The following is a 16,777-nucleotide window of genomic DNA, read 5'->3' as shown; positions in this document are numbered from 1 at the left end:
CTTCTCACTTTATCATACCACACAACGATTGGCATTTGCTGAGAGAGACGGCTCTCCGAGTGACGGCTTGCCTGAACTTTTAGATTCCTGATAAACTATCATCACAAACAGGGAGAACGGAGGACAGGATATGGGAAAGAAAAAACAAGACCCAAATGCCCGGCAGCTGCTGAAAGATGCGCTCGCCGACGATTTGAAAGATAAACTTCAGCAAATGAAGAGCGAATTGAAAGAGGAGGACGAAAAAAGAAAAGAGCGTGAGAAAGAACGGCTCATCAAGGAAAGACAGGAAAGGGAAAAAAATAAAAGTTTTGAAGAGCTCCTCAACGAAAGCGGAATTGACGACTGGAAGAAGTATAAGTAAGAAAGCCCTGTCTGATCAAGAGACGGGGCTTTCTTATTGCTTTATTCGCGATGTGCAGTGTACACGCCGCGTTTTGTATAAAAGCGGAGTGCTTTGATTTCCTGTTCTGTCAGACCGCGTCCGCCGACAGATTCAACGTTTTCCCGAAGCTGGGAGATTTTGCTCGCTCCGGGGATGACCGCTCCGACAGCCGGCTGGGCGAGAATATACTTCATCGCGGTTTCGGTCGCGGATAAATCAGGCGCCGTTTTTTCAATGTCCGCTTTTGTTTTAACGAGTTCATCGTAGGAATACGATAAATAGCCGTTTTTCTTGATCGCGGCGTTTGCATCTGACAGAGGTTTTTCTGTCAGAATCCCTTTTGCCAAAGGTCCTCTTGCAATCACGCTGATTCCATGTTCTTCAAGGAGAGAAAGCCATTCCTCAGGCCGTCTGTCCAACAAGCTGTATTGCATCATGACCGTGACGATGTTTGATTTTTTGATGTATTCCTTAATGACGTTCGGCCGAATTGAAGAAATGCCGTAATGGCGGATGACGCCTTCCTGTTTTAATTCTTCAAAAGCTTCGATCGTTTCGTCGATATTGTCTTCAATCGTGCCGCCGTGCAGCTGATAAAGATCGATGTAGTCGGTTTGCAGCCGCTTTAAGCTGTGCTTGACGGCTTCTTTTATGTACGCTTTCCGGGGATCCCAGAACCAGCCCGGTTTTCCTTCCTCCCAGCGGTTTCCTGCTTTTGTCGCAAGGATCACGTCTTGGCGCCTTGATTTGATTGCTTCACCGACAATCTCTTCGTTGCGTCCAAAATCGTACAAGTCGGCAGTATCCAAATAATTGATGCCAAACGCCAAAGCTTCATCCAAAATTGACAGTGCGTGCTTTTTGTCTGTTCCGAGAGACATGCAGCCGAGGCCGACTTCACTCACCTGTAAATCGGAATGTCCGAGCGTCCTTTTTTTCATAAGCTTCACTCCTTTTTTTCTTACTTTGAACGTAATACAAAGGAGCGAAGTTTTCAACCCATCGGCATCGGAATCAGAAGTACAGCTCGAAGATGATCACGCTTAGGGCGCAAATCAAACAAACCGCGGCAGGGATGGCCGTAAAAAAAGCTGCCGCGCCCGGAATAGGTGGGCATGAATGGCGCCTGTCATAAGCAGGGAGAACAACAGCCCCGAGCCGACAGCCAGATGCACATTCCAAATCCCGGCGATCATGCCGAGCGCTCCGGCGATTTCAAGAAATCCTGTTACTGAAAGAAACCACAGCGGGTATTGATAATGGCGCCAATGTTCCACTTGAAAAGGAACGTGCATCGCCTTGATTACGCCTCCGATCAGCATAAATGCCGCCAATCCTGCTTTTACGAAAATAAATGCCACCATGTTCACTCCGTTTCTGGATGTTGCGGATTAACGAGCATCCCGTGGATCAAAAGATCCGTGATTTGTTTTGCGAGACTTGAGGAGTCTTTTGATCCGTCAAGCAAATAGATATCGGCAAGGTGCTCAATCATGCCTGTCAGGCATTCGGCAACGGTCTCCATTTCCAGGCCGGACCGGAAGTAGCCAAGCTCCTGCTCTGCTTTCAAGTTTTCTTTCAAGGCCAGTGTTAAATCTTTTTTCATTTCATATGCTTCCGGGCTGAGAAAAAAACCGATGCGGGTCAAATCCGGGTCCTCTGCCAAAAAACGAAATACAGCCTCTACAGCAGCCGTTACCCGTTTTGATACGTGTTTTTTCTCGATTCCTTCTTCTAAACGAAACGATTCGATCAGATTTTTTAAGTTCGCGTGAAAGCCATTGATCAGCTCGTTATAGATGGCGTCTTTGCTTGGAAAGTATAAGTAGAAAGACGGCTGAGTCAGCCCCGCTCTTTTGACAATCGTACTTACTTTCGTCTCATGGAATCCCCGGTTTGCAAATTCGTTTGCAGCAACTGTAAGCAGCCGCTTCCGGCTTTCTTTACCTTTGCGTCCTTTTTCATTTCCCACATCCATCCGCCTCCAAAATAATACTTTCAAGTAATGTTACTGAAAAGTATTATTTCATGCGATCCTTCTTGATGTCAATCAAAATCATGCGATTTTCTTTTTCAGAAAGCCAGTCTTTCACATAGTGATACATTCGTCCGTATTCCTTCAGCTTGGCGCGGATTTCCCATGCTTTCCCCGACATGACGATGCGGTTGTTCAGCCGGTAGACCTTCATGGCGCGTCCCCCTTCCATGGTGTATGATAAAATGTATGGGATCAAAAGCCAGAGCAGAACTTAGGAGATGATCAAACTGAAGCATTTAGAGGAGAAAACCATATCTAAAGAAAAACTTTTTTCGGGCAAGGTGATCGATCTTTATCTTGAAGACGTCGAACTGCCGAATGGTAAAACGGGAAAGCGCGAAATCGTGAAGCATCCGGGCGCTGTTGCGGTGCTTGCTTTGACTGATAAAGGAAACATCATTTTGGTGAAGCAGTACAGAAAAGCGCTTGAACGGACGATCGTTGAAATACCGGCAGGCAAGCTTGAAAAAGGAGAGAAACCTGAATATACCGCGCTGCGGGAGCTTGAGGAAGAGACGGGATACACGGCGGCAAAGCTGGAGAAAATCACCGCTTTTTACACATCGCCGGGCTTTGCGGACGAATTGGTGCACCTGTATCTTGCCGAAGAGCTGACACCGCTTGAAGAAAAGCGCGAACTTGATGAAGACGAATTTGTAGAAGTAATGGAGGTGCCGCTTACAGGTGCGCTGAAACTGATGGAAACTCAGGACATCTATGATGCGAAAACGGCTTATGCCGTGCAGTATCTGGAGCTGAGAAAGGCCCTGCAAGCAAAAAAATGAAAGAAATATTCGCAGACATGCATATCCATATCGGGCGGACGGAATCAGGCCGGCCCGTTAAGATAACGGCTGCCAGAACGCTTACGCTCGACGAAATTTTGATTGAAGCAAGCGAGCATAAAGGAATGGAACTGATCGGCATTATAGATTGTCATTCACCGGAGGTGCTGGCGGAAATTGAAAAAGGGGTGTCTTCAGGCCGTTATACAGAGCTTGCAGACGGCGGAATCAAATATAAAGATACCGTGCTTCTGTGCGGTTCTGAATTGGAAATCAATGATGACAGATGCCGGGGCCCGATTCATGTGCTGGCATTTATGCCGTCGATCTCCGCAATGAAGCAGTTTTCCGCCTGGCTCTCGGAAAGGGTGACGAATATCCATCTGAGCTCCCAGCGCATCTATGAGACAGGCATCGGCCTTCAGCGGAAGGTGAAAGAGCTCGGCGGCTTGTTCATTCCCGCGCACATTTTTACGCCGCATAAGAGCCTGTATGGCAAAGGAGTCAAATTTTCGCTACAAGAGGTGCTTGACCCGAAGATGATTGATGCGGTTGAACTCGGGCTGAGCAGCGACACCGATATGGCTTCACACGTATCCGAACTGAATCCCTATGCATTTTTGACCAATTCGGACGCCCATTCTCTTGGGAAAATCGGCAGGGAGTATAATAAGCTACACATTAAACATGCCAGCTTTCAAGAGTTTTCACTTGCTTTAAGAGGACAAGAAGGGCGCTGCATTGCCGCCAATTACGGAATGAATCCGCAGTTGGGCAAATATTTTCAAACCGCTTGTGAAACATGCGGCAATTTGCAGGAGGCAGGTGAAACGGTGTGTAAAGCGTGCGGAAGCCGAAAGTTTACAAAAGGCGTCAGCACACGTCTAATGGAGCTTTACGATCAGGATAAAAGCCCGGTCAAGCGCCCGCCGTACGTTCACCAGGTTCCGCTGCAGCTGATCCCCGGCATCGGTCCGAAAACGATTCAGAAGCTGAAAGATGCTTTCGGCACTGAGATGAATATCCTTCACCGGGTAAAAGAAGGCGAACTAAAAGAAACCATTCGTCCGCAGACGGCTGATCTCGTGATCAAAGCAAGGAACGGGGATTTAGAGCTGAAAGCCGGAGGCGGCGGAACCTATGGAAAAGTGCAGAGCTGAAGGGGGCTTTGGAAAAAGGGATGGAGTGGAAACTAAAATCGTATGAGGAATTGTCGAAGGAAGAGTTGTACCGCATCATCAAGCTTAGAATAGACGTCTTTATCGTTGAACAAAACTGTCCGTATCATGAGCTTGATCACTTAGATGAGCGGGCACACCATTTATTTCTAAGCCAAGAAGGAGAGATCGCTGCGTATTGCAGGCTGTTCCCGAGCGGTACGGCTTACCCGGAGGCATCAATCGGCCGGGTGATCGTCCGTAAAGAGGACAGGGGAAAGGGATATGCGCAGACGCTTCTTGATCAAGCGCTCCGCTTTTTGGAAGACGAGCGGGGGGAGAAAAGGGTCAAGATCAGCGCCCAGAATCATTTGCGTTCCTTTTACGGCTCCTTCGGATTTAAAGCAATATCAGACGTCTATATGGAGGACGGCATTCCGCATGTGGATATGATCAAAACGGCAGAAACCGTATGACTTGCGTTCAGAACCCCGCCTTTCTATAATAATAAGATAAAAATTTGACAGGAGAGTGGGGAACATGGCCAAAAGCAAGGCAAGGAAAAAGCGTGAGCACATGTTGAGAAACACAGGCAGAGATGCCGCCGTATCAAGAGGCAAGGCGCCTGAATTCAGCACGCACGTCAGAAAAACGAAAAGCAGGCGGGAAGAGCTTGCAAAGCTGCATATGAAACATAAACGAAAGAACCCTTATGATTTGCTTCATGAAGATCATAAGGGTTCTTTTTTTAGAAGATGCGCGAATACATGCATGTGTCCCGATGTTCGCTTAAATCATTCGAAAGGTCATCGCTTTGTAAAACGGCTTCCAGCTGAAAGCCGAGGCGCTCCGCCATTTTTCTGCTTTTCGTGTTCATGCTGTCACAGCATATCTCAAGCCGCTTGGCTTTGATGTGTCCCCTCGCGAAATCAATCAGTCCGTTAAGTGCTTCGGTCATGTACCCCTGTCCGGCAAATTCAGAACTGCGCCAATAGCCGATTTCAAACCGTTTCGCTTGCCAGTTCATGCGGTGAAGGCCTGTGCTGCCGACGAACTTTCCCGTTTCTTTATGGAAAATATGCATCCGTAAATCGTTGCGCAAAATAAAATCGGCCTGTGCCTGCCTGACGTTGATTTCTACATGTTCTTCCTCGGGCATTTCCCTTGCAAACGGCATCCACGGCTTGAGCTCAGGCAACGATTTTCGAATGGCGTCATGGACGGCCGCGCCGTCGCCTGCCCTTGGCGCTCTGACAAAAAGGCGCGGGGTTTCAAAACTGTCCGGAAAATCGAGCAGTATCGGATTCATCCAGGTTCCCTCCAGATATTCTTTCTATTTTTGATTGTGCCATCTTCCCATCACAATCGTGTTGTTATATGTTCCGTCAGAAAGCCGCTTGTCTTTTTTTAAAATCCCTTCTATTTTAAAGCCATGCTTTTGATACAGGGCAGAAGCCCTCTCATTTGTTTCCGACACGCGCAGGGTCATTTTTTGAATGCCTGCGGCATCAGCCCAAACAATCGATTCGTTTAAAAGGCGTTTTCCAATGCCGTATCCCCAAAATTCTTTCATTACGCATACGCCAAACTCGATTTGATGAGAGAAGCGTTTTAAATCCTGTCCGGCACATCTTGAAAAGCCGACGATCCTGTTTCGAGCGACCGCCACTAAAAACAAGCATCGGTCATGTTCGCTGTCTCTTTTGATCAGCTCTCTAAAACCCGTTTCATCAATAAAACCTTCACCCTTTTCCCTGTCCAAATATTCGGTTTCTCCATCGATCTGTACCCTTACAGCAGATAATTCCTTTGCATCTTGTTGGACAGCTTGCCTGACGATGTAGCTCAGCCCTTTACCATCAAAGCGTTTGTTCATGTGATACTCCAATCATTTTTTATATCCATTAGTCTATCACATTCCTTAGCTCGAATTTGTTTAAAATGACTGAATATAACAAAAAATGGACCGCGAATAGCGTTTTCGCGGACCTTGAGCCCGTGCTTATACATTGCTTTCGGCAGCGTAGTCAGCGGTTTTATCTCTAAGGACGCCGGGGGGATGGATGCGCATCAAAAAGATGTATGCGGCAAATGCGAGCAGCACGCCTGAAAACCATGAAATATCATAGAGGGGTTTCAGGGCCGGCAAGTATGTCCCGATCAAAGACATAAACGCTCCGAGTCCAACTGCGGCAAATGCGCGGTAATTGTAGCCTTTATAGTACGTATACCTCCCGGTTAGAGAGTAGAGATCTTCGATGTGAAGCGTGCGCTTCCGGATGATAAAATAATCGGCAAGCATAACGCCTGCGACCGGCCCCAATATTCCGCCGATTGTGCCGAGAAACGAAAACACGCTCGCTTCATTCTCCATCAGCTTCCATGGGAAAGTGAACAGGGCCAAAACAGCTGTCAAATAGCTGCCTCGCTTAAAATCGATATATTTCGGCAAAAAATTGGCCAGGTCATAGGCCGGCGAGACAATATTCGCTGCAACGTTTACCGAAATGGCGGCGATGCAAAGCGTAATGACCGAAAGCGCGATCACATACGGGTTGTCAAAATGGGCGAGAATATCGACAACATCCCAAATCGGCTCCCCGAAGGCAGCCTGTGAGCCGGAGGTGACGGTAATGCTTGCAAATGCAAACAGAACGAATGTGCCCGGCAAACCGTAAAACTGCCCTCTGATTTGTTCTTTTTGAGAGGCTGCAAACCTCGTAAAATCGGGAATGTTCAAAATGAGTGTCGCCCATATGCCGATAATTCCCGTCACACCGGCAAGAAACGGCCAAATCAATTCGCCGAATGACTGAAATTTTCCCGGCTGCGAATAAATCGGACCGAGTCCTCCCGCAATATCGACTGCCCACCACACCATTCCGCCAAAGACGAGATAAACGAGCGGGCCGGCCCAGACTTCAAACTTTCTGATCGACTCCATTCCGTGGTGAAGGACAAGCAGATGAATTCCCCAAAAGAAAGCAAATGACAAAAGCCCTGATAAATGCAATCCAAACAAGTTCCAATCGCCGCCGATGTCTTTCCAGCCGCTCCACACATTTAAGATCAGGATGTTAAGCGCCATGCTTCCCGCAAACGCTTGAATGCCGAACCACATAATCGCCACAAAACCTCTGAGAAGCGCCGGAATATTAGCCCCGTATATCCCGAAAGAAGCCCTGATTAACACGGGAAAAGGCACGCCATATTTTGTGCCGGCATGTCCATTCAATGCGAGGGCTGCATAGAGCACGACCGAAGCGACAGCGATAATCCCAAGCACCTGCCACGGAGAAAGCCCGATCGCTATCAGTCCGCCAACCGTTGCGTAAGTCGGGATGTTATGGATGCAGCCCATCCAGATCGATGCGAAATTGACCGCTTTCCATGTGCGTTCCTCAGGCTTTAGAGGCTGCAGGTCGCTGTTTGAGAGTGTACGGTCTGATTGAACTTTTTCATATTGGACAGATTTCATATAATCCCTCCGCTTATTTTTAAGGAAAAATATAACTTATTATTCTGAAAAATTCATTAGATAAACTAAACAAATGTTTCAAGGCGTTTGTTGAGGTTGACTAAACGAGCCGTTTGAAACCGTTATAAAAATATTGATTTTTATGAAACAGTTGTCTATCTCGGTCATAGGATAAAAGACCAGGTTGAAATATTACTCCGCATTGTAATGAAAGCGTTTTCTGATCGGCGGGGAAAAAGGTGAAACTGAAGGGGGTTAACAAATAATGAAGAAAATTTTATTGGTTTGCGCGGCCGGCATGTCAACGAGCCTGCTTGTCAGCAGAATGAAAAAGCATGCCGAGGCGCTGAACGAAGAGGTCGACATCATCGCACTGCCTGTATCCGAAGCCGGGACTGCCGCGTCAAGCGCGGACGTCGTATTGCTGGGGCCGCAAGTCAGGTACCAAAAGTCACAGGTTGAGGCGAGCGCGGGAGACACGCCGGTTCAGGTGATCGACATGCGCGACTACGGCACCATGAACGGCGAAGCTGTGTTGCAAAAAGCGCTGCAGCTGATGAAATAAAAAGGAGGGGAGACAGGGATGAGCGGGTTTATGGAGAAGTTTGAGCGGAACGTGGAACGGTTTTTGGTTCCCGTTGCTACAAAACTGAACTCACAGCGCCATATATGTGCGATCAGAGATGCTTTTATTCTATCATTTCCGATTATTATGGCAGGGTCGATTATCATTTTATTGAATTTCGCTATTTTATCTCCGGACGGGTTTATCGCCAAAATTTTGTTCCTTGAAAAGATATTTCCGAACTTGGCTGATTATCAGTCGGTCTTTACCCCCGTACTGCGGGGATCGCTCGATATTATGTCCATATTTGTTGTGTTTCTCGTCGCACGCAATTTAGCCATCTCAATGAAAGCGGATGAACTGCTTGCCGGATTAACGGCCGTATCCTGTTATTTTATCATTTATTCACCGTACCGCCTGATCGAAAACGAGAGCTTTTTAACGACGAAGTGGCTCGGTGCGCAAGGGCTGTTCGTTGCCTTAATCATCGGGATCCTCGTCGGTGAAGTGTTCAGCAGGCTTTCAAATGCCAAGCGCCTGCAAATTCATATGCCTCCGCAGGTGCCGCCTGCGGTTGCCCGGACATTTAAAGTGCTGTTTCCGATCATCTTCATTACGATTGGTTTTGCGATGTTAAGCTTTGCGCTATTGTCTCTGTCGAAAAACGGTTTGCATGAATTGGTGTATACCGTGCTGCAGGCGCCGTTGAGAGAGATGGGAACGAATATTTTCACTGTTGTTTTCCTTGGAATCGTCGCCAACTTTTTATGGCTGTTCGGCATTCACGGCCCGAATACAATCGCGGCGATCAGAGAAACGATCTTTGCCGAAGCAAACCTTGAAAATCTCGCTTTTGCCGCCAAAACAGGCTCTGCCTGGAACGCTCCGTTTCCTGAAACATGGGCGCTGAATGACGCCTTTGCAAACTACGGAGGATCGGGCATGACGCTGGGGCTTTTGATCGCAATATTCATCGCTTCAAAGCGCCGGGATTATAAAGACATCGGTAAGCTTTCGATCGGGCCGGGGATATTTAACATTAATGAACCTGTTATTTTCGGACTTCCGGTCGTGCTCAATCCGATCTTCATGATTCCCTTTATCATCGTTCCGGCAGTCAACACTGTCATCGGCTACTTGTTCATCAAGTTTCAGCTGATTCCGCCGATCGCATACGCTGTTCCGTGGACAACGCCCGGGCCGTTGATTCCGTTTCTCGGGACAGGAGGAAACTGGCTTGCGCTCGGGGTCGGCTTTCTTTGCCTCGCCATTTCAACAGTGATTTATCTGCCGTTTGTAATGGCTGCCAACAAGACTGTGAATACGGACAGGGAGCATTCTTCGGAAAACAGGGAGGAATCATAACGTGATCAGGGCGCCTTTTACGGGCGCCTGTCTTTTTTCAAAAAAAGTCATGCGGCTCTCTTTTCTCTCATACAATCTATTAAAATCAAAAGCACGTCTGGGAGGAAGATACATGCGGAAGCCCACAATCAAAGAGCTCATCTTTCAACATATGAAGGATCATCTGTCAATCTATTTATTTGTTTCAGTACTGTTTTTAATGGGTGTGATTTTCGGCGCGGTCATCGTCAACAGCATGACGATCGGTCAAAAAGAAGATTTGTTCTACTATTTGAATCGATTTTTTGGACAGCTTTCAGAAGGAAAAGCAGCCAGCTCAAAGGAAATGTTTTTGCAGAGCTTTCTTCATAATATGAAATATTTAGGCTTAATGTGGATTCTCGGGATTTCCATCATCGGCTTGCCCGTCATTTTTATCATGGTCTTCTTAAAAGGGATCGTCGTCGGATTTACAGTCGGCTTTCTCGTCAATCAAATGGGAATCAACGGCTTTTTCCTGTCTTTTGTCTCCGTGCTCCCGCAAAATATGCTGCTGATCCCGGCTTACTTGATCATGGGGACTTGCGCCATCGCCTTTTCGATGAGGCTCATCCGCCAGCTTTTTGTCAAACGCAGCCTTGCAGAAGCGCCTGTCCATTGGTTTGGCCGGTACGCTTTTGTGCTCGTCCTGATTCTCGCGATGTCTCTTATATCCTCTTCCTTTGAAGCATATCTTTCACCGGTGTTGATGGAAAAGCTGACGGAGTACGTCTTGCCGAAACAGCATTAATTTATAATGATTATTAAAAAATATTCATTTTGTTTCTCAATTTATAATGATTATAGTTGGCTCCCTGCGCTTGTTTTGTTATAATAAGCTAGGTAATGCGGCGTAGGAGGGAAAGTCAATGGAAACACGTATTGATCGGATTAAAAAGCAACTGCATTCTTCCAGCTATAAACTCACCCCTCAGCGCGAGGCTACTGTAAGGGTGCTGCTTGAGAATGAGGAAGACCATTTAAGCGCAGAAGATGTATACCTCCTCGTAAAAGAGAAATCTCCTGAGATTGGTCTTGCGACAGTATATCGGACTCTTGAACTGTTAACTGAATTAAAAGTAGTGGATAAAATCAATTTTGGCGACGGTGTGTCAAGATATGACCTCCGTAAAGAAGGTGCCGCGCATTTCCATCACCACCTTGTTTGCATGGAATGCGGTTCGGTTGTTGAAATTGAAGAAGATTTGCTTGAAGACGTGGAAGAAATCATTGAAAAGGATTGGAAATTTAAAATAAAAGACCACAGGCTGACGTTCCACGGCATCTGTCATGACTGTCAGCAAAAGGAATCGGAATAGTCTAAACCGGAGAGAACCCTTTCAGCCATGAGCGGGTTCTTTTTTGATTCAGACGTATAAAACTTGTCTCATTTGGCATAAGTTTTAGTAATCGAATCAAAAGAAGGGACCTGAAACCGTATGAAAATGCTGAAAACGGCTGCCGATATGATCAAGGTGTTCGTGCTGTTTACCGGTTTTACCGTCTTGTTTTATTATGCTATGATATGGATAAATTCAGAGTATGAAAACTATCATCGGTATGATAAACCTGAAGGAGCAGCCCTCAAGGTTGCCTCGATGGAAGGGGACGAGCAGGGCAGCTGGTTTAACCGGTTAATCTTTTTTTATTTGAACGGGGAGTAGGATAGCGTGAAAGTTCATATTAAAGACTTTATCCACTACGCCGTTGTTGAACGGGGGCTTTCCCACAACACGGTTGTGAGCTATGAACGGGATTTGAACAGCTACGCCGCCTATTTAGAGGAACAGGAGCAGCTGAGCTCTTTTGACCAGGTGACAAGGCTTACCATCATCCAGTTTTTAAAGCATTTAAAAGACGCCGGAAAATCCGGTAAGACGATTGCGAGGCATCTCGCTTCCATCCGCAGCTTTCACCAGTTTCTGCTGAGGGAAAAAGTAACGGCCCAGGACCCGTCCGTCCATATTGAGTCACAAAAAACGGAACGGACGCTCCCGAAGGTGCTGTCATTACAGGAAGTCGAAACGCTTCTCGATACGCCGAAGCTGACGGGGCCGTTCGGCTACCGCGATAAAGCGATGCTGGAATTACTGTATGCGACAGGAATCCGCGTCAGCGAGATGATCGCATTAAAGCTGTCCGATGTCCATTTATCGATGGGCTTTATCCGCTGCTTCGGGAAAGGAAGAAAGGAGCGGATCGTTCCGCTCGGCGAAGCGGCGTCACATGCAGTCGGCGAATATCTGTCAAAAGCGAGGGGAAAGCTTTTGAAAAAAAATTCCGAAGACGCCCTGTTTCTGAATCACCACGGCAGACAGATGAGCCGGCAGGGGTTTTGGAAAAATTTAAAGAAAATCGCCTTGGAAGCGGGAATTAATAAAGAGCTGACGCCGCATACACTGAGGCACTCATTCGCCACACACCTGCTCGAAAACGGAGCCGATCTCCGGGCCGTTCAGGAAATGCTCGGACACGCCGACATTTCGACGACGCAAATTTATACACATGTGACGAAAACAAGGCTGAAAGACGTATATAAGCAATACCATCCCCGTGCATAGCCTAAAAGAACAGGCGAAAGCACGGTTTTTCATGTTGAGTGAGCAGCAAATTGCGGGAAGTTTCTCACTATTCCCGTTCGTATTGTCAACTGTTGTGTAAACGGTTTATACTTGGCTAATAGCGGTATTTTGGTTTTTTTATGCCAAGCGTGACAGCCTACAGCTGACAGAAAGAAAAAAAGGAGGCCGACAAATGCCTGCATTTGATTACAACCGCGTATTTTTAATTGTGATGGATTCCGTTGGAATCGGCGAGGCGCCTGATGCCGATCAATTTAATGACAAAGGCGCAGATACATTGGGCCATATTGCTGAACACATGGGAGGCATCCGCCTGCCGAACATGTCGAAGCTCGGACTCAGCAACATCCGAGAAATCAAAGGTGTCGAAAAGGCAGAAGAGCCGCTTGCCTATTACGGCAAAATGAAAGAAGCTTCAAACGGAAAAGATACGATGACTGGTCATTGGGAGATAATGGGACTTTACATAGACAAACCTTTCCAGGTGTTTCCCGAAGGTTTTCCGGACGAATTGATCCATGAACTTGAACAGAAGTCCGGAAGAAAAGTGATTGGAAACAAACCTGCATCAGGCACTGCGATTTTGGATGAGCTCGGTGCGGAGCATATGGAAACCGGCGCGCTGATCGTCTACACCTCAGCGGACTCCGTTCTGCAGATTGCCGCACACGAAGAAGTCGTACCTCTCGAGGAATTGTACAAAATCTGCGAGATCGCGCGCGAGCTTACGCTTGACGAGAAATATATGGTCGGACGCGTCATTGCGAGGCCGTTTGTCGGCAAGCCGGGCGAATTTAAACGGACGCCGAACCGGCATGATTATGCACTGAAGCCGTTTGACAGAACCGTAATGAATGAATTGAAAGATGACAGCTATGATGTGATTGCGATCGGCAAAATCTCCGATATCTACGACGGCGAGGGCATTACGGAATCGCTTAGAACGAAATCGAATATGGACGGGATGGACAAGCTGGTGCAAACGCTTGACAAAGATTTTACAGGAATCAGCTTTGTAAACCTCGTGGACTTTGACGCGCTGTTCGGGCACCGCCGCGATCCTGAAGGATACGGAAAAGCGCTCGAGGAATTCGACGCGCGCCTTCCTGAAGTATTTGAAAAGATGCGTGAAGACGATCTGCTCATCATTACCGCCGACCACGGCAATGATCCGGTTCACCATGGCACAGACCATACAAGGGAGTACGTGCCGCTTCTTGTATACAGCAAAAAGCACGAAAAGCCCGGTGCGCTTCCGCTCGCAGATACATTCGCGGACATCGGCGCGACGATTGCCGACAACTTTAAAACGAATATGCCAAAGTACGGAAAAAGCTTTTTATCCCTGCTGAAATAGGAGGAAACGACGTGAAACAGATGATTGCAAATGCCGCAGACTATATTAAAAGCAAAACAGAAATCAAACCGGCGGTCGGCCTGATTTTGGGATCGGGCCTTGGCGTGCTTGCTGATGAGATAAAAGACGCCGTTCGCATTAAATATGAAGACATCCCGGATTTTCCTGTTTCCACTGTTGAAGGGCATGCCGGACAGCTTGTCATCGGCAGACTTGAAAATGTGCAAGTCGTCGCGATGCAAGGGCGTTTTCATTTTTACGAAGGATATTCAATGGACAAGGTAACCTTCCCGGTACGTGTCATGAAAGAACTCGGGATCGAGACTTTAATTGTGACCAATGCCGCAGGCGGCGTCAATGAATCGTTCCGTCCCGGCGATTTGATGATCATATCCGATCATATCAATTATATGGGAACGAATCCGCTGATCGGGCCGAACGATTTCTCGCTGGGTGTCAGATTCCCTGACATGTCATCCGCATATGATAAGGAACTGCGCCTCTTGGCGAAAAAAACAGCCGAAGAATTGAACATCAGTGTACAAGAAGGGGTTTACACAGCCGTCACAGGACCTACATACGAAACGCCTGCCGAAGTGCGCTTCCTCAGAACGATCGGATCGGATGCTGTCGGCATGTCGACGGTTCCGGAAGTCATCGTGGCAAAACATGCGGGCCTTCGCGTGCTCGGCATTTCGTGTATATCAAACGCGGCAGCCGGAATCCTCGATCAGCCGCTCTCCCATGACGAAGTGATCGAAGTCACCGAAAAAGTAAAAGCCGACTTTTTGCGGTTTGTTAAAGCGGCCGTCGCCAAAATTGGCTAAAACCGCCGCGAAGTTGAAATGTGAGCCAATGCAAGTTCAAATAAGAACCTGCATTGGCTCTTTCTTTTTGCCTGATGAGAAATTTTTTCCAATCAATCCGTATAAATCCAACTGGATTGGAAAAAATAGAGAGGATTACGAAATGGAGGTCTGGGTGATGAAACGTCATTTATCCAAATTGCTGATTTTTACGATAATCCTGATGACTGCGCCGCCGGCGTTTGCAAAAGAGAGCGAAAAGAAACCGTCGGAGCTTGCTGATGACGCAAAATCTGCCGTTTTAATCGAGCGGGATACCGGTAAGGTGATGTATGACAAGAACAGCCGTGAAAAGCTTCCCCCGGCCAGCATGACAAAAGTGATGACCATGCTGTTGATCATGGAAGCTCTTGATGAAGGCAAGATCAAAATGAAAGACAAAGTCAGAACAAGCGAGTATGCCGCTTCAATGGGGGGATCGCAAATTTTCCTTGAGCCCGGCGAAGAAATGACGGTTGAAGATATGCTGAAAGGGATCGCCATCGGATCGGGTAATGATGCCTCTGTGGCAATGGCAGAGCATATTGCCGGATCTGAAGAGGAATTTGTCAAAAGAATGAATGAAAAAGCCGCTGAGCTCGGCCTCAAGGATACATCTTTTCAAAATACGACAGGTCTGCCTGAAGAAGGCCATTACAGCACAGCCTATGACATGGCACTCATGGCGAAAGAGCTTTTAAAATATGAAAACATCACGAAATTTACGGGAACATATGAAGACTATCTGAGAGAAAACAGTGATAAAAAATTCTGGCTCGTCAACACAAACCGCCTCATCAAATTTTATCCCGGCGTTGACGGAGTCAAGACCGGCTTTACAAATGAAGCAAAGTACTGCCTGACAGCTTCAGCGAAAAAAGGAAACATGCGCGTCATCGCTGTCGTTTTTGGTGCCAGTACGCCAAAAGAACGAAATGCCCAAATCACAAAAATGCTTGATTTTGCATTCAGCCAATATGAAACGCATCCGATGTATAAACGCAATGAAATCATTTCCGATTTGAAGGTCAATAAAGGCCATGAGCAAAAAATAAACCTTGTCACATCGGAACCGATTTCCCTTTTGACGAAAAAAGGCGAAAATATCGAAGCTGTTAAAAAAGAAATCAAACAGAAGGAAGATATCCAGGCCCCTGTCAAAAAAGGCACAGAGCTTGGGACGCTCGTATTGAAAAAGGACGGAAAGGTTCTCGCTGAAAGCCCTCTTGTCGCGGAAAAAGACATGGATAAAGCAGGGATGTGGACGATGTTCAAGCGGACGATGACCCACTGGACGAAGTGGAGTGAATAATGCCGAACGGTCACTAGTTTTGTCACGGTGAAGGAATTTATAAAGTCTGAAGCGAAACACTCATTATCCGATTTAAACCAAGGAGGAATGAGGATGAGCCTCGGAATCGATATTCACGTCAAAGAATCCGTACTATGCATTCGGTTGACAGGTGAACTCGATCACCATACAGCAGAAACCTTGAGAAAACAAGTCAGTGACCATCTGGAACAATCCGGCATTCGCCATATTGTCATGAATCTTGCAGACCTTTCGTTTATGGACAGTTCAGGACTTGGCGTCGTGCTCGGCAGATATAAGGAGATTAAACAGCTCGGCGGAGAAATGATCGTCTGCGCCATTTCTCCTGCTGTCAAACGTTTATTTGATATGTCCGGGCTGTTTAAAATCATTCGCCTTGAGCAATCAGAGCAGCGTGCACTTGAAACGTTGGGGGTGGCGTCATGAAAAATGAAATGAATATCCAGTTCACGGCACTCAGCCAAAACGAATCGTTTGCACGGGTGACAGTCGCTGCTTTTATCGCTCAGCTCGACCCGACGATGGATGAACTGACCGAAATTAAAACGGTCGTATCCGAAGCGGTCACAAACGCGATCATACACGGTTATGAAAACTCAGGGCAGGGAGACGTATACATTTCCGTCACCCTTCATGATCATATCGTCTACTTAACGATTCGTGACGAAGGAGTCGGCATCCCTGATCTTGAGGAAGCGCGCCAGCCCCTGTTCACGACAAAGCCTGAACTCGAGCGGTCGGGAATGGGCTTTACGATCATGGAAAATTTCATGGATGATATCTCGATCGACTCCTCACCTGAGATGGGAACCACAATACACTTAACAAAGCACTTATCAAAAAGCAAAGCGCTTTGCAATTAAGGGAGA

20 protein-coding genes and 2 pseudogenes are annotated in these 16,777 nt (G+C 47.1%); 15 read left to right on the top strand and 7 right to left on the bottom strand.

What is annotated here, in order from left to right:
* Positions 1 to 130 precede the first annotated feature (130 nt).
* Complete coding sequence (locus MKZ04_RS07885) at positions 131 to 364, top strand: YqkE family protein (protein WP_023855942.1); 234 nt, start codon at positions 131 to 133, stop codon at positions 362 to 364.
* A gap of 41 nt (positions 365 to 405) precedes the next feature.
* Here MKZ04_RS07885 and MKZ04_RS07880 read toward each other — a convergent pair whose 3' ends face one another.
* From MKZ04_RS07880 to mciZ, 4 genes and pseudogenes are all read right to left on the bottom strand, one after another.
* The gene (locus tag MKZ04_RS07880) at positions 406 to 1,326 is read right to left on the bottom strand and encodes an aldo/keto reductase (protein ID WP_039072813.1); all 921 of its coding nucleotides are present in this window, start codon (positions 1,324 to 1,326) and stop codon (positions 406 to 408) included.
* A gap of 73 nt (positions 1,327 to 1,399) precedes the next feature.
* A pseudogene (locus tag MKZ04_RS07875) lies at positions 1,400 to 1,746 on the bottom strand (DoxX family protein).
* A 5-nt stretch (positions 1,747 to 1,751) separates the two neighbouring features.
* Positions 1,752 to 2,357: a TetR/AcrR family transcriptional regulator gene (locus tag MKZ04_RS07870; protein ID WP_195258090.1), complete on the bottom strand. Its 606-nt coding sequence runs from the start codon at positions 2,355 to 2,357 to the stop codon at positions 1,752 to 1,754.
* 100 nt (positions 2,358 to 2,457) lie between these two features.
* Positions 2,458 to 2,574: pseudogene (gene mciZ / locus MKZ04_RS07865) on the bottom strand (Z-ring formation inhibitor MciZ); the annotation flags it as partial.
* 76 nt (positions 2,575 to 2,650) lie between these two features.
* Between mciZ and MKZ04_RS07860 the strand changes: the two are divergent.
* Genes MKZ04_RS07860 through MKZ04_RS07850 form a run of 3 tightly spaced genes read left to right on the top strand, consistent with a single transcriptional unit; the run spans position 2,651 to position 4,841 of the window.
* Positions 2,651 to 3,208: an NUDIX hydrolase gene (locus MKZ04_RS07860; protein ID WP_026579348.1), complete on the top strand. Its 558-nt coding sequence runs from the start codon at positions 2,651 to 2,653 to the stop codon at positions 3,206 to 3,208.
* A complete protein-coding gene (locus MKZ04_RS07855) occupies positions 3,205 to 4,368 on the top strand; it encodes a TIGR00375 family protein (RefSeq protein WP_095291545.1) in 1,164 nt (387 codons plus the stop codon). Before MKZ04_RS07860 ends, MKZ04_RS07855 begins: the two co-directional genes overlap by 4 nt.
* Before the next feature lie 20 nt (positions 4,369 to 4,388).
* A complete protein-coding gene (locus MKZ04_RS07850) occupies positions 4,389 to 4,841 on the top strand; it encodes a GNAT family N-acetyltransferase (protein WP_023855935.1) in 453 nt (150 codons plus the stop codon).
* 272 nt (positions 4,842 to 5,113) lie between these two features.
* Here the strand turns inward: MKZ04_RS07850 and MKZ04_RS07845 are convergent, their stop codons facing one another.
* The 3 genes from MKZ04_RS07845 to MKZ04_RS07835 form a co-directional block, all read right to left on the bottom strand.
* The gene (locus MKZ04_RS07845; protein ID WP_039072810.1) at positions 5,114 to 5,674 is read right to left on the bottom strand and encodes a GNAT family N-acetyltransferase; all 561 of its coding nucleotides are present in this window, start codon (positions 5,672 to 5,674) and stop codon (positions 5,114 to 5,116) included.
* Between the two features lie 24 nt (positions 5,675 to 5,698).
* Positions 5,699 to 6,241 carry a GNAT family N-acetyltransferase gene (locus MKZ04_RS07840; RefSeq protein WP_328038282.1) on the bottom strand — a complete coding sequence of 181 codons (543 nt, stop codon included), beginning with the start codon at positions 6,239 to 6,241 and terminating at the stop codon, positions 5,699 to 5,701.
* Positions 6,242 to 6,367: 126 nt separating this feature from the next.
* Complete coding sequence (locus tag MKZ04_RS07835; RefSeq protein ID WP_025811208.1) at positions 6,368 to 7,843, bottom strand: NCS1 family nucleobase:cation symporter-1; 1,476 nt, start codon at positions 7,841 to 7,843, stop codon at positions 6,368 to 6,370.
* A 265-nt stretch (positions 7,844 to 8,108) separates the two neighbouring features.
* Here MKZ04_RS07835 and MKZ04_RS07830 point away from each other — a divergent pair, with 265 nt between their 5' ends.
* The 11 genes from MKZ04_RS07830 to spoIIAB all read left to right on the top strand — a co-directional run bounded on the left by MKZ04_RS07830 (position 8,109) and on the right by spoIIAB (position 16,771).
* Positions 8,109 to 8,408, top strand: a complete 300-nt coding sequence (locus MKZ04_RS07830; RefSeq protein WP_003183185.1) for a PTS sugar transporter subunit IIB — start codon at positions 8,109 to 8,111, stop codon at positions 8,406 to 8,408.
* 18 nt (positions 8,409 to 8,426) lie between these two features.
* Positions 8,427 to 9,773 carry a PTS sugar transporter subunit IIC gene (locus tag MKZ04_RS07825; RefSeq protein ID WP_095291550.1) on the top strand — a complete coding sequence of 449 codons (1,347 nt, stop codon included), beginning with the start codon at positions 8,427 to 8,429 and terminating at the stop codon, positions 9,771 to 9,773.
* Between the two features lie 112 nt (positions 9,774 to 9,885).
* Entirely contained in the window at positions 9,886 to 10,542 is a 657-nt protein-coding gene (gene spoIIM, locus MKZ04_RS07820; RefSeq protein ID WP_026579353.1) for a stage II sporulation protein M, read from the top strand.
* Between the two features lie 118 nt (positions 10,543 to 10,660).
* On the top strand, positions 10,661 to 11,110 hold the full coding sequence (fur, locus tag MKZ04_RS07815) for a ferric iron uptake transcriptional regulator (RefSeq protein ID WP_003183178.1): 450 nt from the start codon (positions 10,661 to 10,663) through the stop codon (positions 11,108 to 11,110).
* A 120-nt stretch (positions 11,111 to 11,230) separates the two neighbouring features.
* Positions 11,231 to 11,455 carry a YqzK family protein gene (locus tag MKZ04_RS07810; protein ID WP_023855929.1) on the top strand — a complete coding sequence of 75 codons (225 nt, stop codon included), beginning with the start codon at positions 11,231 to 11,233 and terminating at the stop codon, positions 11,453 to 11,455.
* Between the two features lie 6 nt (positions 11,456 to 11,461).
* A complete protein-coding gene (gene xerD / locus MKZ04_RS07805) occupies positions 11,462 to 12,352 on the top strand; it encodes a site-specific tyrosine recombinase XerD (RefSeq protein ID WP_023855928.1) in 891 nt (296 codons plus the stop codon).
* Positions 12,353 to 12,545: 193 nt separating this feature from the next.
* Positions 12,546 to 13,730 (top strand): phosphopentomutase, encoded by a 1,185-nt coding sequence (deoB, locus tag MKZ04_RS07800; RefSeq protein ID WP_020452036.1) that lies wholly within the window; start codon positions 12,546 to 12,548, stop codon positions 13,728 to 13,730.
* 20 nt (positions 13,731 to 13,750) lie between these two features.
* Entirely contained in the window at positions 13,751 to 14,557 is an 807-nt protein-coding gene (locus tag MKZ04_RS07795; protein WP_341047098.1) for a purine-nucleoside phosphorylase, read from the top strand.
* A gap of 157 nt (positions 14,558 to 14,714) precedes the next feature.
* Entirely contained in the window at positions 14,715 to 15,887 is a 1,173-nt protein-coding gene (locus MKZ04_RS07790) for a D-alanyl-D-alanine carboxypeptidase family protein (RefSeq protein WP_020452034.1), read from the top strand.
* 93 nt (positions 15,888 to 15,980) lie between these two features.
* Positions 15,981 to 16,334, top strand: a complete 354-nt coding sequence (gene spoIIAA / locus MKZ04_RS07785) for an anti-sigma F factor antagonist (protein WP_020452033.1) — start codon at positions 15,981 to 15,983, stop codon at positions 16,332 to 16,334.
* A complete protein-coding gene (gene spoIIAB, locus MKZ04_RS07780) occupies positions 16,331 to 16,771 on the top strand; it encodes an anti-sigma F factor (protein WP_020452032.1) in 441 nt (146 codons plus the stop codon). The genes spoIIAA and spoIIAB overlap by 4 nt, the downstream gene beginning before the upstream one ends.
* Positions 16,772 to 16,777 lie beyond the last annotated feature (6 nt).

The sequence above is a fragment of the Bacillus sp. FSL W7-1354 genome, from assembly GCF_038002405.1.
Classification (GTDB): Bacteria; Bacillota; Bacilli; order Bacillales; family Bacillaceae; genus Bacillus; species Bacillus paralicheniformis.
The sequence above is the reverse complement of the archived record's forward strand: the minus strand, read 5'-3'. Positions and strand labels throughout refer to the sequence as shown.